Consider the following 16,192-nt stretch of genomic DNA (forward strand, 5'->3'; position numbering starts at 1 on the left):
ATGATCTAAATCTTCAAGTTTTTAAATAATTAGCCGATATATCTATCCAAAATAATTGGCCCTGATAGCTAACAACGCTGCGGCGTCAATAAGCAGGATATCCCCATTTAGCTGGCTGAATGGGACACCGACAGATAAAAATGCAGTCATAAATCATGAAATATTTTTTGTTTACGTTTTGGCTGGCATTTATTGCCAGTCCGTCGCTGGCTCAGGGGCTAAGCGGCACAATAGAATTAAGCTTAACTATCGTGCCATCTTGTCAGGTGCAATCACCGAATCAAAATGAACACATAGCTAATGATGCAAAAGTAAATTATCCACAAATACACTGCCAACGAGGAGGTGGCTTGGTTAGCGAACCTAAAATCAGCCATTCTTTTATTGCGACAGATGGCTCATTACTCAGCCAAACCAGTAACAGCCAGATGACACAGTTGATCACTGTAGAATGGTAATATTCAGATGAAAAAAACCGCAACTATTAAAGTTGCGGTTTTTTATCGGAAATTGAGTGGACTAATTATACCCAAAGTCATTGGTGTTACAGCAGGGCAGTAAACGAACGACAAATCAGTCAGAAGCGATTTGAACAGCATTGATGCTAGCCCGTAGAGTGTGCCTTCAAAATGAGGCTCACTAATCCCGATGAGCTGGCCCAATTCAGTGGTTCGGTTAAGTGAATACAGCTAACGTCGTTGTAGCATCAAGGACACAGGATAAATTAAATGCTGAAAGAAGAACCGCAACCACAGGTACTTTTCGCATTCGGGTTCGTCACAATAAAGCGTGAGCCTTCCAACCCTTCGGTATAATCCACCGCACCGCCGACCAGATATTGCAGGCTCATCGGATCAACAACCAATTCCACGCCTTGCTTTTCGATGGTCATATCCCCATCGTTGATTTGATCATCGAAAGTAAAACCATACTGGAACCCGCTGCATCCGCCACCGGTAATATAAACCCGCAGCTTCAGATTCGGATTTTCCTCATCAGAAATCAGCAGTTTAACTTTCTTAGCTGCTGCCTCAGTAAACTGTAGGGGCAGTACTGTTTCATCGCTCATACTCATCACTCCCAACCGGTGTTCGAGTTGCAGGTTACTACAATGGCAGCCTGATCTAATCATCAATTATCTAATACCTGAGTAATTCATTCAAGTATTGCTGGCTAATGTTATATATTATCTACCTGTTTGAGTATCATTTTCAACCACCGGTTGTTGTTGTTCACTCGCAGATGCAGCCTGCTCTTGTCTTTGTAATGTGCGGGCTAAAATAGCTGAATACAAGGGCTTACCCCCCATAAATTGTGCTATTAATGTGGCGCCCAAGCAGGTCACTATCATTGGTAAAATAAGCTGATAATTATCGGTCATCTCCAACACCAAAACTATCCCAGTCAGTGGTGCACGTACCGATGCAGCAAACAGCGCCCCCATCCCGGCAATAGCAAAAGTCCCGGCCTCAATGCCGTATTCGGGGAAAAAATACGCGCAGGACAAACCGAAAGCAGTACCCAAAATAGTTCCTAAAGCCAACATTGGGGCAAATATCCCGCCAGGTGCACCAGAACCAAAGCACAATAGTGTCGTAATAACTCGAGCAATAAAAATGAATAGCAACATGCCGATACTGAAGTTACCGGCTGTCGCAATAGGAATTAATGCAAAACCACCCCCCACAGCCTCGCCATGAAACAATGCCAATAAACCACACATTCCTCCCAGCAGGCCGCCAAGCAAAACTAACTTGCGCCAATCACCACCGTGGAAACGCATGAACATATCCTGCGTGCGGAATATTAACGCATTGAACATCACACCGATGGCACCGAAAATAATCCCCAGCACAAGGTAAAGCCATAATGTGTCCAGTGGCACTTCGCTCATTTTACCGACATCAATAACCGCATGTTCACCGTTAAAATAGCGGTAGACGATAGTAGATGTTATCACCCCGACAAATACGGCTTTGATTGACACCAGACTGTAGCGGAACTGAGAGCGCATCTCTTCAATAACGAACAAAATCCCCGCCAGCGGGGCATTGAAGGCCGCAGACAACCCGGCAGCTGCACCTGTTGCCAGCAATGAGTGACGTGCTTCAGGGCTGTGCAGACGAAAGATATCGACAATCATCCGCCCGCTATTACCCCCCATCTGTACCATCGGCCCTTCCCGGCCTAACACCATGCCCGCCCCTAATGTTCCAAGGCCGCCAATAAATTTAACCGGAATAACCCGCCACCAGCGCACTGGCCGCATCTCCTCCATTGCCCCTTCGATTTCAGGAATACCTGAACCACCAGCCTCAGGAGCAAAACGACGCACCAAAAAATAACCTACCATCGCCAGCAACGCCGACATAACGAAAGCCAACGGCCATACCAAAATTGCGTAATCCGCGACTTTGGCCAGCGTTGCCAACCTTTGTTGTTGGATCCAATCGACGCCGCGATCAAAAGCCACAGCCAGCAAACCGGTAACAACCCCGACCACACCAGCCATAATAAGAATAACCAACGGCGTTTTATCACGATTAACCAATGCTCGGATAAAACGACCCCGTTTGAGTTCAGTAACGCCTTCAGCAGGCATTGGTTGCGTTGAATCAGTCATGATTAGTCTATTTATCAATTGAATAATAAGTAATACAAATGAACAGTAGTCTGAGTTTAGACTACATCATCATGATGTGCCTGCTTAAACGTCGATGAAACACTCTGGCTTAGAATGTAAGTTTAGCGATGAAAGTTTCGAATATGCGGCACGTCGCGCAAGCTAGCAGTTAATTATGCCCAATCATTTGATAACCGCAGCCAGTTCTTTAGAATAGGCACCATTGTCTATGGTCATAGCTGATGTTAACAACATTAATTTTATATAACTCACTGTTATTTAATATAATATCATCTCAGCCAATGTCATCAAGCCCAATTCAGGAGCCAGTTTATGAGTAAGTCCGAAAGTCTGTATGCCCAGGCACAGCAGGTGATCCCAGGCGGGGTTAACTCTCCGGTGCGTGCATTCACCGGTGTCGGTGGCGTTCCATTGTTTATTGAACGTGCTGACGGCGCTTATCTATTTGATGTCGATGGTAAAGCTTACATCGATTATGTCGGCTCCTGGGGTCCGATGGTGCTTGGTCACAATCATCCCGCCATTCGTCAGGCCGTAATTGAAGCAGTCGAGCGCGGCCTAAGCTTTGGCGCACCGACAGCGATGGAAGTCAAAATGGCTGAGTTGGTGACAGAATTAGTGCCAACCATGGATATGGTACGGATGGTTAACTCCGGTACCGAAGCCACCATGAGCGCCATTCGTCTAGCCCGAGGTTTCACTGCGCGCGATAAAATCATCAAGTTTGAAGGCTGCTATCACGGCCACGCCGACTGCCTATTAGTAAAAGCAGGCTCTGGCGCATTGACCCTCGGTCAGCCAAACTCTCCGGGGGTACCGGCTGATTTCGCTAAGCACACTCTGACCTGTACTTATAACGATCTCGCCTCTGTACGTGAAGCCTTTGAGCAATACCCACAAGAAATCGCCTGTATCATTGTTGAACCTGTCGCTGGCAATATGAACTGCATACTACCGCAGCCAGAATTCCTGCCGGGGCTGCGTGATCTATGTGATGAATTTGGTGCATTGCTGATTATTGATGAGGTCATGACGGGTTTCCGGGTGGCATTAGCCGGGGCGCAGGATTACTACCATGTCATTCCTGACTTAACCTGTCTGGGGAAAATTATCGGTGGTGGTATGCCGGTGGGTGCTTTCGGTGGTCGCCGTGATGTCATGGAGGCACTGGCGCCGACTGGACCAGTTTATCAGGCGGGTACTCTCTCCGGGAACCCTATCGCTATGGCGGCGGGTTATGCCTGTTTAACTGAAGTGGCACAGGTAGGTATTCATGAAACCCTGACCGAGTTAACCGATTTACTGGCAACTGGCCTGCTCGATGCAGCACAGGCAGAGAACATCCCGCTGGTGGTTAACCACGTTGGTGGCATGTTTGGTATCTTCTTTAGCAATTCACCAACGGTCACCTGCTATCAGGATGTCATGAATTGTGATGTTGAACGCTTTAAACGTTTCTTCCATTTGATGCTGGCAGAAGGCGTCTATCTGGCCCCTTCTGCGTTTGAAGCCGGTTTTATGTCCGTCGCACATAGCAAAGAGGATATCCAGAGAACCGTCGATGCTGCCCGCCGGTGCTTTGCCAAACTTTAATATCTATAGATACTATAACCACCGCCAAAACGCTGGAGGTGGTTATAAATTAAAGCCCAGAGGTTTAATGCGCTTAATTAATTTAATGCCGATTAACGGTATAAAGTAATTCTGATATTTCTACATACTGTGGAATATCACCACCACTACTACCATTCCAACTTGGCCCCATAGGAAGTGTAGGCATGTTAACTTCAACTGGGTGATAATCTATTATATTACGGGTTACTGGTTGAACAGTATCAATGTGCGTCGTCAGAGAAAAAGTTAATACATCGGAAATGAGTAACACACCAAAGCCTGTCACTATCAGACCATATATTAACAAGATATTAATCAACACCTTGTCATTAACCCCATGCAGAAAAAACTTACTTTTTTCATGAATTAATTCAGTCATCTTATTTCTCTCCAATTTAATTACCACTAAATAATGAGTAGAATAATCAGACAAACTAATAACTTAAAAATAATTTACATTGCATTATTTAGCTTGATAACATACAGGTAACTATCAAATTGACAATCACAATTAGCGTCTAAGTAACGCGATGGATTTTCTGCCTGATTCTTTCACACTATCATATAAAAACTCATGAACAATACTTTATTACTTATTAAATTTAACTGAGTTTAAATATAATTAACAATGCATGTAGTATTTTTATTTATAATAATTTTAAATACAATAATCATTAAATAATATTACTATAAATTAACCCAATATCCTCCATATCATCGACTCATAATTAATAGCTCGATGATATATTTGATAAAAAATCTAACTACAGTTCAGAATCCATATTCAAACGAAGCAGATTATTGACATAATAAACGCTTACCGCCCTTGTTTACGCAATAAATAAACAAAGTAAGGAGCACCAATAAATGTTGCCAACAACCCTGCGGGGATTTGGTTCGGGAACAACAGCATGCGGCCACACCAGTCGGCAAATACCATCAGCAGTCCACCTAAAATAGCCGCGATAAACAGTTGTGGAATGGCTCGGCGAAAGCCCATCATACGCGCCATATGTGGTGCCATCAGCCCGACAAAACTTAAAGGCCCAACTGTCAGGGTAGCCGCGGCAGTTAAGATGGCAGCCAATAACAAAATGGCTAACCGGCTAGGTGCAAGCGCCATACCCAGTGCTCTGGCGGTGACACTGCCCAATGGCAAAATCATTAACCATCTGCGGCACAGTGGCGCTAATGCAATCAGCACCAAAGCAACTAAACCGGTTGTTACTGCCTGTGTTCCATTAACCGAGTAGGTAGAGCCAGAAATCCACGCCAGCAAGCCGCGCATACGTGGGTCGCCACTGGCCAGTAACATAGTGATTACCGTGGTAAAGGCGGTGCTCAGTGCAATCCCTGCTAATAGCATTCTGCCTGGAGAGAACCCGCCACGACCAGCAACCACCAGAATCAACAATAACGTGGCCGCAGCCCCTAAGCTCCCGGCGGGTAGCAGCCATAACAACGCATTACCTGGCACGATAAACATCATGACCACCACCCCGAAAGAAGCACCAGAGCTGATACCCAGAACTTCGGGGCTAGCCATTGGGTTACCCGTCAGTTTTTGGATTAAGGTCCCCGCCACCGCCAGCATCATACCGGCCGATAATGCCGCGAGCACACGTGGCCAGCGCCAATGTAACACTGCCTGAAGTTCATCACCGGTAATCCAACTCCAGCCCTGATTGTCGCGGCCGAGCATAAGCGCTACCGTCAACCCAGCCAGCAGTAACAGCAAACCAACACTTATCCATAATCCTAAATGCTGTCGTTCAGCAGGAACATTATCGCCAAAATCCATATTGGGTGCGGTCGCACTGTGTAAACGTGGTAGTAGCCACAACAGTAGTGGTGCACCAATCAAGGCGGTCGCCGCACCGGTAGGAATCTCCCGCCAGACTTGCGTCAGCCAGATGATGCTCTGATCGGTAACCCAGAGCAGTAACGCCCCGACTACCGGTGCCAGTATCAAGCGCTGAGATAACCGCCGCGCACCAAAAATTTTCGCCAACAGTGGCGCAAATAGACCGATAAACCCAATGACTCCGACTGCATTAACTAACATCGCACTGAAAATAATTGCCACGCCCAGCGCACTCAACCGCGCCAGTGATAACCCCAGTCCTAGATTACGAGCAATGCCATCATCTAGCCCCAATAGGGTTAATGGGCGTATCAGTAAAGCTGCCAATATGCAGGTAATCACTAAGCGTGGCAGAATAAATTGCACCGTACTCCAATCCTGCTGATTCAGTGCGCCACTGCTCCATAAGAACAGCCCCTGCAACTGGTCATAGTTAAATAGTGCCAACAGACCATTAACTGCACCACAGTACAAACCAAGAACCAGGCCAGCCAGAATCAGAGTGACAGGCGAGAGTCGTTTTCCCCAGGCGACACCAAATACCAACGCACCGATAACCATACCACCAGCCATTGCTGCCAGTTGGCGGGTCAATTCGCCACCGGGTAACATCCATAGGGTAGCGACTGTCAGCCCAAGTTGGGCACCCGCCGCGACACCGAGTGTGGCGGGTTCAGCCAATGGGTTACGCAGCACTTGCTGGAATAAAACACCGACTAACCCTAACCCAGCACCGGTGAGCAGTGCAACGACCAACCTAGGTAACTGGCTGTAATGGAATAACATCTGGCGCACATCATTGTTGTCTGGCCGCCATAACGCTTCAGCCCATAATGAAACGGGCAATAATTGGCGCAGATTATATAGAGTCAGTGCCACGGCAATTATCAATAACAGCCCAAGTAATCCAATGGGCAGTAACCCGCTCTTGCGTGGATGGGCTGCCATCATGATGCATTACCCCATGCCTGCTCCAAAAGACGCACAAAACGCATGGCAGACAACGTTGAGCCGTAGAACCACACCGGCGGCAATATTCGTAATTGGTTTTGACGCACAAACGACATAGATTGCCACAACGGAGTGCCAGCAACCTGTTGTAACATTTCACGATTACCATGATCGAAGCAGATGGCGCGCCCCTGTTTGATGGTCGCTAAACGTTCAATACCCACAACCGAGCTACCCCAGAGATTGGTTTCTCCCTGCCAGGCATTTTCAATCTTCAATTGGTCCAATACATCTTGGAATAGGCTGCCTTTGCCGATAACCAGCGCATGGCGAGTGTCCAACAGAGTAAACATCAGTAGTGGTGCCTGGCTGGTGTGATAAAGACGTTGACGAGCTACCTGCATAAAGTGGGCAAAGTCAGCAATATGCTGCTCCGCAACCGTTTCTAGCCCTAGCCGTTGGCCCAGCGTGCGCAATGAGTTCCGGCCAACTGCCAGCGGTGAACTGCCCTCTTCATTAAAGGCAAAACTCATCGAGGGAGCGATAGGAGCGAGTTTTTCCGGCGAAGGGCCAAAGCCTTGCGACATCAGGATTAGCGACGGTGCCATTTGCTGTAGCAGTTCCAGGTTAGGTTCAGTACGCTGCCCCACATCAATAACACTGGCAGGCAATTCAGGATCTTCAACCCATAGTCGGTAATTATGGGTGTCAGCCACACCATAAGGTGTAACCCCCAATGCCAACAGTAACTCAGTGGGTAACCACTCTAACGTGACAACTCGATTAGCATCAATCTTGCCGCTATTCTGCGCCCAACTGGGCAATGACAGCAGTAACGGCGATAGTGCTAATGCGGTAAGCAGTCTGCGCCGAGAGTGATCTGGCATCGCGCAATGAGATTCAACCATGGATAAATGTGTTGTCATTAGTACACGAAGCTTACCGGCGCACCACCGGCCGGATGCGGTAATATCCCCATTGGGATACCGTAGATTTGCTCCAATACCTCTCCCTGCATCAGGCTGTCAGCCGGCCCTTGTGCAATCATCTCCCCGCCACGCAATGCCACTAAGTGGTCGCAATAACGGGCGGCCATATTGATATCATGCAACACAGCAATGACCGTCAATCCGCGTTCACGACTGAGATGTTGAATTAACCCTAATACCTCTACCTGGTGCGCAATATCCAGTGCCGAAGTCGGTTCATCGAGCAATAGGCAGCGGCTATTTTGTGCCACCAGCATGGCCAACCAGGCACGCTGCCGTTCACCACCGGATAAACTGTCAACCAACCGGCTAGCCAAGGGTTTTAAATCGACCAGTGCAATTGCCTCTTCCACTTGTTGGCGGTCTTCCTGACGAAAACGGCCTAACGCGCCATGCCACGGATAGCGGCCAATCGCCACCAATTCACGTACCGTCATCCCTTCAGCCGCCGGTAACTGTTGTGGCAAATAAGCAACTTCACGGGCAAACGCTTTGCTGTCCCACAGTGCTAATGGCACATCATTGAGTAAGGCTTCGCCACTTGATGGTGGCTGATGGCGACCCAGCATTTTTAATAGTGTTGATTTACCGGAACCATTATGGCCGATAAGTCCGCAGACTTTGCCTTGTGGGAATGTCAGTGACAGTGGCTGTAATAAGGTTCGGCCGGGAACCGAAAAACTCAGCTCACGGAGGATAAAGGTGCTGGATTGGCTTGCCTGTTGGTCCAAGATGGTGCCCTGCGATTAAAAGTTAACGGGTTTAACAATTATTGCGACCCGAACGTTATCGAAAAATAGCGAGAAAGTGAATCGAAACGATAATAATTATCAAAGTGAAATAATTATCAAAGCAGGTAGTTTATGCGTAACCTGCGACGAACTGCAAGCGCTAAGCCAGCCGATTGAGTAGTAAGAAATGAGCGGATAAGGTGCGGAGGCAAAACAGTGGAGCTGTGGAGCTGTGGAGCTGTGGAGCTGTGGAGCATGAATAGTCTGGCACGGTCGCGATAACCGTGCCAGTGGGTTAACTGTTACTGGCCGAACATATCTTTTATCCAGCCGGCAACACCGTCGCCTTCGGCTTGTGGTTGCGAAGCGGGCTGAGCCGCCTTACACAACCCCTGTGGGTTTTCAGTCCAGACAGGAATGGTGCGCATACCACCAGCCTCACCACAGACAAAGTTACCCGCCGAATCAATGCTCATCTCGCTAATCCCTTCCGGTGGTTGCAACACCAACGGCAGTGGAGTCTGGTTCTCCAGATAGCGGCGATACAAGGTTAGCGCACCATTAGCTCCGGTCAGTTTTGCCGGGCCGTTATTGTCACGACCAACCCAGGCAATCGCCACTTCCTTACCATCAATACCGGCAAACCAGCTATCACGCAGGTCGTTGGTAGTACCGGTTTTGGCCGCCAGTGTGTATTTGGAGAATTTCACTGACAGCGAACGAGAGGTACCACGGGCCACCCCTTGTTGCATCGCATAAAGTGTCAAATAGGCCGCCTGAGCAGGTACCATACGTTCCGCCTGTGGGAAGCTCTGATACAGCACGGTGCCATCTTCGGCAATAACCGAACGCACCGCCGATAACGGTGCACGGTTACCGCCACTGGCGATAGTCTGATACTCCTGTGCCACTTCAACCGGAGTCAGGTCAATCGCCCCCAGTAACATGGCCGGAACTGGAGTAATAGCGGCTTTCGGGATCCCTAATCGCTGCAACATCGCACTGATTTGATCCAACCCAACCGACATTCCCAGATTCACCGTCGGCACGTTCAGCGAGTTAGCCAGCCCATCAACCAACATCACCTGACCACGGAACTGGCGATCATAGTTTTTTGGCTGCCATGATGAACCGTTTGGTAATTTGATCGACAACGGTTGATCAGATAACCAAGTGTTAAGGCGGTATTTATCTGGCTCACTCAATGCCGTCAGATAAGTGGGTGGCTTGGCAAGAGAACCGACTAAACGACGAGCCTGCATTGCACGGTTAAAGCCTGCATACTGCGGCTGTGCGCCGCCCACCATGGCACGAACTTCGCCACTGAAGCGGTCAACAATCACCATCGCCGCTTCCAGATCATCCAAATGACGAGCGGCTTTCAGCGCCGGAATGCCGTCTTCAATGGCTTTTTCTGCTGCATCTTGTGAAACTGGATCCAGTGTGGTGAAGATCTTCACACCAGATAGATCGTTAATCTTGTCACCCAGTTTCTGTTGCAGTTCCTGACGCACCATCTGCATAAAGGCTGGCTGGGGAGTAATAACACCGCCTTTTGGCTGTACCCCCAGCGGGCGGGCACTAAGCATGGTGTAAAGCTCTGCGTCAATCACACCTTGATTCTGTAACAGGCGCAACACCAGATTGCGACGTTCAAGTGCCAGCGTTGGGTTACGCCATGGGTTATACAGCGACGCCCCCTTCACCATACCCACCAGCATCGCTTGCTGATCAAGGCTCAGTTCATTTACCGGGCGACCAAAGTAATACAGGCTTGCCAGCGGGAAACCACGAATCTGATCGCTACCACTTTGACCGAGATACACTTCGTTCAGATACAGTTCCAGAATCCGATCTTTGCTGTAACGGTAATCCACCAACAGAGCCATATAGGCTTCGTTAAGTTTGCGCCACAGTGAACGCTCGTTGGTCAGGAACAGGTTTTTCACCAATTGCTGCGTCAGGGTACTGCCGCCCTGCACCGCTTTACCGGCAGTCAGGTTAGCGACTACTGCGCGGCCAATGGAGTACGGGCTGATGCCATCGTGCTCATAGAAATGGCGGTCTTCGGTTGCCAGCAAAGTATCGACTAACAAATCAGGGAAACCGGCACGCGGCACAAACAGACGCTGTTCACCGTTAGGTGATTGCAGCATGGTAATCAACTTAGGATCAAGGCGCAGGAAACCGAAATCACGCTGATTATCCAGATTTTGGATCTGGGCCAGACGATCGTTTTTAAACACCAAACGCGCGCGGATCTGGCCCTCTTTCGCATCAGGGAAATCAAATGGGCGGCGCAAGATATCAATACTATCGCCCTGAACCGTGAATTCACCTGGACGGGTCATACGGGTAACCTGCCGGTATTGCATCCCTTCCAGCAAATCGACCATCTCTTTTTTGCTGTAGGACATCCCCGGTTCAAGGTTAACCATGCGGCCATACACAGCGGCTGGCAGTTGCCAAACTTTGCCATCGATGCGGCTGCGAATTTGCGAATCGAGGTAAACCCCATAAATAGCCAGCACCACGGCACCGACTAAAAACAGTTTGATAAATAAGCCGAGCCAGCGGCGTTTTTTACGGGGCGGACGTGATGCTACCTTTCTTGGCATCGGCTCTTCCTCGTCATCGTAGTCATCATCGTCGTGCTCTTCGTCATCTAAATAGTCTTCTTCTTCGAACTCATCTTCATCACGCCGCCGGCGCAGTGGCCGTTTCGATGCGACTTTGGGTAGGGCTTTCTTGCCCTTGCGCCCTATTGGCTCGCGGTCATCCCCAGACATGTATTTATCTCCACGCGCATTGGCGATTATTGCGGCTTAATGTGTTCCCCAATTTATCGAATAGAAAGGGGAAACATCTGAAATTATTGGCTCTGATACTTCTTGGTCCTGCGGGTTGGCCGGGTATTGGCAGGGTCATCCGGCCAGACATGTTTGGGATAACGCCCTTTCATCTCTTTTTGTACCTCCCGATATGCGCCTTGCCAGAAAGCGGCTAGATCACCCGTAATCTGTAATGGCCGATGTGCCGGGGAGAGCAGTTCTAACACCACCGCCACCCGCCCGCAGGCCAGCATCGGGCTGTGTTGTTCGCCAAAGACCTCCTGCAAACGCACCGCCAGTACCGGTGGCCGCTCGACATAATAACGGATTGGCAGGCGGCTCCCCGTGGGCACAGTGTAATGAGTTGGCAGCTCAGTATCCAGCCGTTGACGTAACTGCCAGCTCAACAAGCGGGTTAATGCCTCGCTAATATTCACTTGCCGCAATCCGCGGAAAGCCCGCACGCCGGACAGCGACGGCTGTAACCACAGCTCAAGTTTGCTCAGCAAACTGTCATCATCCATCGCAGGCCAAGGCTCCTCAGGTAGCCAGCGGGCAGCACATTGTAATCGAACGCGTAACTGCTCGGCATGCTCATCCCAATTAAGTACCTGCAACCCTTGCTCGCGTATCCAGTTAAGTAATGCCGATTGCAATGCCTCATCGCTCGGCTTGGCTAACGGTTGCGCCCGTAAGGTCAAACGCCCGATTTGCCAGCGTCGCCAGGCCCGCAGCGTACCCTTTTCTTCATCCCATTCCACCACCGTCCGCTCGTCGACTAACCGGGGTAATTGTTTTACCAGTTGTTCAACATCAATCGGCAATGCCAGCAAAATACGCGCATCCGGCCCGCTGTTGCTTTGTAATAAGTTGGCGGCCACTAGCCAGGGGGTACGTGACAGCGCCTCATCCTGAGCCATTGCAGCCCCCATACCGTTAGCCAACAGGTAGCGACCATCCAGCCCTCTCTGCTGCGCGATGCGATCAGGGTAAGCCAGTGCCAGCAATTGGCCGGCGAGATTACTGTCCACGTTGCCTGAACGGCGGTTGACTCTTTGCGTCAATTGCCGTGCCCGGCGCTGCCAGTGAGGTTGCGGCCGACTAAGCCAATCGTGTAAATCAATCTGACCAGAACGGGGTGGTTCTTCCAAAATGGCGGCCAGCAATGCCGCCGTTGCCAACGCATCGGGGCTTTGTTCAGCGGCAAAGCACAACATGGCCGCCAAACGCGGTTCACAACCTAAACTCGCCATACTGCGCCCCGTAGCACTAAGGTGGCCATGGGTGTTGATGGCCCCGAGTCGCATCAATAATTCGCGCGCGACAATGAGTGCCGCCTGCGGCGGTTGATCCAGCCAGCTCAGTTGTGCCACATCCTGACAGCCCCAATTCAGCAGTTCCAACCATAAGCTGCATAGATCGCTGTTGAGGATTTCCGGCTCACTGTATTCCGCTGCTCGATCGGCTTGCTCTTTAGCAAACAAATGCCAGCAGATACCCGGTTCCAGCCGCCCGGCACGCCCGGCACGCTGAATCATTGAGGCCTGACTGATACGCTGGGTGACTAATCGGGTCAGGCCATTTTTCACATCAAAACACGCTACCCGCTCCAGGCCACTGTCCACCACCAGCCGAATACCTTCAATGGTCAAACTGGTTTCGGCAATATTAGTCGCCAGCACCACTTTGCGCCGTCCGGCGAGAGCCGGTTGAATCGCTTTCTGCTGTTCATTGAGCGGCAGCGCACCATACAGCGGGCAAAGATCTGTGTCGTTGGCTACGGCACCGTGCAAGCGCTCCATCACGCGATGGATTTCACCGACACCGGGTAAAAATAGCAATAAAGAACCGGTTTGCTCATTTAATAAACGCTTAACCCGACTGGCAACCCCATCTTCAAGCCGCTCATGGCTTGATAGCGGCTGATAGCAACGATCGACGGGAAAGCTGCGCCCAGCCGAGACAATGGCTGGCGCGCAAGGAAGTAGCGAGGAAAGACGCTGGTTGTCCAGAGTCGCGGACATGATTAACAGTTTTAGGTCATCGCGCAGCCCCTGCTGTACATCCAGCAATAGCGCCAGCGCTAAATCAGCTTGCAAACTGCGTTCATGGAATTCATCAAGGATCACCAGCGAGACGCCCGTTAGCTCAGCATCCTGTTGGAGCATGCGCGTCAAAATGCCTTCGGTTACTACTTCCAAACGCGTATCTGGCCCGCTTTTGCTTTCAGCACGCATCCGATAGCCTACCGTCTGGCCGGGTTGTTCCCCCAGTTGTTGCGCCAGGCGGTAAGCCACATTTTTCGCCGCCAGCCGCCGTGGTTCCAGCATGATAATCCGCCCTGGCAACCCACTGTATTGCAGGATTTGCAGCGGTAACCAGGTCGATTTCCCCGCGCCGGTCGGGGCATGGAGTAAGACTTGCGATGAGGTTTGCAACGCAGAGAGTATCTCGCTGAGCACTTCACTTACCGGTAAAGCAATCACTGTCGCATCACGCTCTTTCTGGTTCACCACCACATTTGTCTCCATGCTCTACTTTCATCATCAGTCATTGTAACATCATGGCCGTAGAGCGTATTTAGCCGAGTGATTATGCCAACCAGATGATAAATACCATTGATAAAACTAAAACAAGTTTCCGTCGCATGTTCTTTGCCCTGACACTGCCTGAAACCATGCAGCAGGATATTGTGCAATGGCGGGCGGCGAGCTTCCCACCCGAGGCCGGTCGCCCTATCGAAGCCGCTAATATGCACCTGACACTGGCATTTCTTGGCGATATAAGTGCCGCTAAAGCACAGGTATTGCAGCAGCAAGCCGGGCGTATCAGCCAGACTGGCTTCAGCGTAACCTTAGATGATGTCGGCCATTGGCCTGGTTCGGGTGTGATATGGCTTGGCTGTAAAAATCCGCCCCGGGGCCTGTTGCAGTTGGCGCAGTTGCTGCGATCTCAGGCTGCGCGCAGTGGTTGCGCCCAAACATCACTGCCATTCCACCCCCATGTGACCTTGTTGCGTGGCGCTACCCACCCGGTAGCTATACCGGCCAAAACCAATAATCAACGCTTGTGCGTAGACCACTTCTCACTGTATGAGTCAGTATTGGTGCGCGGTCGCACCCGCTATACCCTGATACAAAGCTGGCCGCTGGCTGGCGGCGAAAGGAAATTTGATGACGTCTAACCCTCAATTGTTATCTTTTAACCCACGGTTACAGCCCGCCACACTTATCCTGCGGTATAAACGCTTTTTAGCTGATATTGTGACACCCGCTGGAGAATCATTAACCATTCATTGCGCTAATACTGGGGCAATGACGGGTTGCGCGACGCCCGGTGATACAGTTTGGTATTCGACCTCAGATAACCCGAAACGTAAGTATCCCCACAGTTGGGAGTTAACGCACACCCAAAGTGGTGATTGGATTTGCGTAAATACCTTACGGGCCAATGAGTTAGTCAGCTCTGCGATAGATAAAAACCATATTGTTGAATTATCTGGTTACACTTCTGTCAAAAGAGAGATTAAATATGGAGACGAGAACAGCCGTATAGACTTGTTATTGCAGGCAGAAAATAGGTCTAACTGCTATATTGAAGTCAAGTCGGTTACCTTATTACAGCAACAGTGTGGGTATTTCCCGGATGCCGTCACCCTACGGGGTCAGAAGCATCTCAGGGAGTTACAAAGCATGGTTGCCGACGGTCACCGGGCGGTACTTTTTTTTGCCGTATTGCATACGGGCATCAGGCAAGTCGCTGCGGCCCGACACATTGACAATCGCTATGCAGAATTGCTGGCCCAGGCTCAGCAAGCAGGAGTGGAGGTTATTTGCTACGGTTTTCAACTATCGCCTGACGGTATTGCGCTGGACGCCCGCATACCGTTATTACTGGCTGAAACGCTCTCACCAACAAGCGCTGAATAAAGAAGCGATTATTGGAGAAAGTTGTTCGCCAAATACGCCTTCCTTCACACCATTGTCAAGCAGGCGACAGGAATAATTGCTAACCTACCTTCCTTCTGGTATTTATAGCGGCCTGATTTTTCCCCGTATTGGGGATTTCGATAGTGCGTATGAATGTAGGAGAAGCATCATGCAAGAAGGGCAAAAACGTAAAACCTCGTCCTTGAGCATTCTCGCCATCGCTGGGGTAGAACCGTACCAAGAGAAGCCAGGCGAAGAGTATATGAATGCCGCCCAGCTGTCGCATTTCAAGCTGATTCTTGAAGCATGGCGCAACCAGCTCAGGGATGAAGTGGATCGTACTGTATCGCACATGCAAGACGAAGCCGCTAATTTCCCTGATCCGGTAGACCGTGCTGCGCAGGAAGAAGAGTTTAGTCTTGAACTTCGTAACCGCGACCGCGAGCGTAAACTGATTAAAAAGATCGAAAAAACGCTGAAAAAAGTCGAGGATGACGATTTCGGTTTCTGCGAGTCTTGTGGCGTAGAAATTGGTATCCGTCGTCTGGAAGCACGGCCAACTGCAGATTTGTGCATTGACTGTAAAACCCTGGCCGAAATCCGCGAAAAGCAGATGGCAGGCTAACTGCATACCCAATG

Annotated in this window: 13 protein-coding genes; 5 read left to right on the forward strand and 8 right to left on the reverse strand. The window is 50.0% G+C overall.

What is annotated here, in order from left to right:
- Positions 1 to 155 precede the first annotated feature (155 nt).
- The gene (locus V1953_RS17325; protein WP_372568694.1) at positions 156 to 458 is read left to right on the forward strand and encodes a hypothetical protein; all 303 of its coding nucleotides are present in this window, start codon (positions 156 to 158) and stop codon (positions 456 to 458) included.
- 266 nt (positions 459 to 724) lie between these two features.
- Here V1953_RS17325 and erpA read toward each other — a convergent pair whose 3' ends face one another.
- Both erpA and clcA read right to left on the reverse strand, forming a co-directional pair.
- A complete protein-coding gene (erpA, locus tag V1953_RS17330) occupies positions 725 to 1,069 on the reverse strand; it encodes an iron-sulfur cluster insertion protein ErpA (protein WP_004706254.1) in 345 nt (114 codons plus the stop codon).
- Between the two features lie 117 nt (positions 1,070 to 1,186).
- The gene (clcA, locus tag V1953_RS17335; protein WP_083160438.1) at positions 1,187 to 2,623 is read right to left on the reverse strand and encodes a H(+)/Cl(-) exchange transporter ClcA; all 1,437 of its coding nucleotides are present in this window, start codon (positions 2,621 to 2,623) and stop codon (positions 1,187 to 1,189) included.
- Between the two features lie 333 nt (positions 2,624 to 2,956).
- Here clcA and hemL point away from each other — a divergent pair, with 333 nt between their 5' ends.
- Entirely contained in the window at positions 2,957 to 4,237 is a 1,281-nt protein-coding gene (gene hemL, locus V1953_RS17340; RefSeq protein ID WP_372568692.1) for a glutamate-1-semialdehyde 2,1-aminomutase, read from the forward strand.
- 82 nt (positions 4,238 to 4,319) lie between these two features.
- Here the strand turns inward: hemL and V1953_RS17345 are convergent, their stop codons facing one another.
- From V1953_RS17345 to hrpB, 6 genes are all read right to left on the reverse strand, one after another.
- Positions 4,320 to 4,637 (reverse strand): E492 group microcin, encoded by a 318-nt coding sequence (locus V1953_RS17345; RefSeq protein ID WP_372568691.1) that lies wholly within the window; start codon positions 4,635 to 4,637, stop codon positions 4,320 to 4,322.
- A gap of 438 nt (positions 4,638 to 5,075) precedes the next feature.
- Positions 5,076 to 7,073, reverse strand: a complete 1,998-nt coding sequence (gene fhuB / locus V1953_RS17350; RefSeq protein ID WP_442851156.1) for a Fe(3+)-hydroxamate ABC transporter permease FhuB — start codon at positions 7,071 to 7,073, stop codon at positions 5,076 to 5,078.
- Positions 7,070 to 7,999, reverse strand: coding sequence for a Fe(3+)-hydroxamate ABC transporter substrate-binding protein FhuD (gene fhuD / locus V1953_RS17355; RefSeq protein ID WP_442851157.1), 930 nt, complete (start codon positions 7,997 to 7,999; stop codon positions 7,070 to 7,072). The genes fhuB and fhuD overlap by 4 nt, the downstream gene beginning before the upstream one ends.
- Positions 7,999 to 8,793: a Fe3+-hydroxamate ABC transporter ATP-binding protein FhuC gene (fhuC, locus tag V1953_RS17360; RefSeq protein WP_083160448.1), complete on the reverse strand. Its 795-nt coding sequence runs from the start codon at positions 8,791 to 8,793 to the stop codon at positions 7,999 to 8,001. The genes fhuD and fhuC overlap by 1 nt, the downstream gene beginning before the upstream one ends.
- A 302-nt stretch (positions 8,794 to 9,095) precedes the next feature.
- Positions 9,096 to 11,582, reverse strand: coding sequence for a bifunctional glycosyl transferase/transpeptidase (gene mrcB, locus V1953_RS17365; protein ID WP_442821252.1), 2,487 nt, complete (start codon positions 11,580 to 11,582; stop codon positions 9,096 to 9,098).
- Positions 11,583 to 11,665: 83 nt separating this feature from the next.
- Complete coding sequence (gene hrpB / locus V1953_RS17370) at positions 11,666 to 14,155, reverse strand: ATP-dependent helicase HrpB (RefSeq protein WP_442851158.1); 2,490 nt, start codon at positions 14,153 to 14,155, stop codon at positions 11,666 to 11,668.
- 74 nt (positions 14,156 to 14,229) lie between these two features.
- Between hrpB and thpR the strand changes: the two genes are divergently transcribed.
- The 3 genes from thpR to dksA all read left to right on the forward strand — a co-directional run bounded on the left by thpR (position 14,230) and on the right by dksA (position 16,178).
- Entirely contained in the window at positions 14,230 to 14,808 is a 579-nt protein-coding gene (thpR, locus tag V1953_RS17375; RefSeq protein WP_442851159.1) for an RNA 2',3'-cyclic phosphodiesterase, read from the forward strand.
- Positions 14,798 to 15,553 (forward strand): DNA/RNA nuclease SfsA, encoded by a 756-nt coding sequence (sfsA, locus tag V1953_RS17380; RefSeq protein ID WP_193784723.1) that lies wholly within the window; start codon positions 14,798 to 14,800, stop codon positions 15,551 to 15,553. Before thpR ends, sfsA begins: the two co-directional genes overlap by 11 nt.
- 169 nt (positions 15,554 to 15,722) lie before the next feature.
- The gene (dksA, locus tag V1953_RS17385; protein WP_002209354.1) at positions 15,723 to 16,178 is read left to right on the forward strand and encodes an RNA polymerase-binding protein DksA; all 456 of its coding nucleotides are present in this window, start codon (positions 15,723 to 15,725) and stop codon (positions 16,176 to 16,178) included.
- The last annotated feature ends 14 nt before the right edge of the window (positions 16,179 to 16,192 follow it).

The organism is Yersinia sp. 2541 StPb PI, from assembly GCF_052217145.1.
Lineage (GTDB): Bacteria > Pseudomonadota > Gammaproteobacteria > Enterobacterales > Enterobacteriaceae > Yersinia > Yersinia enterocolitica_E.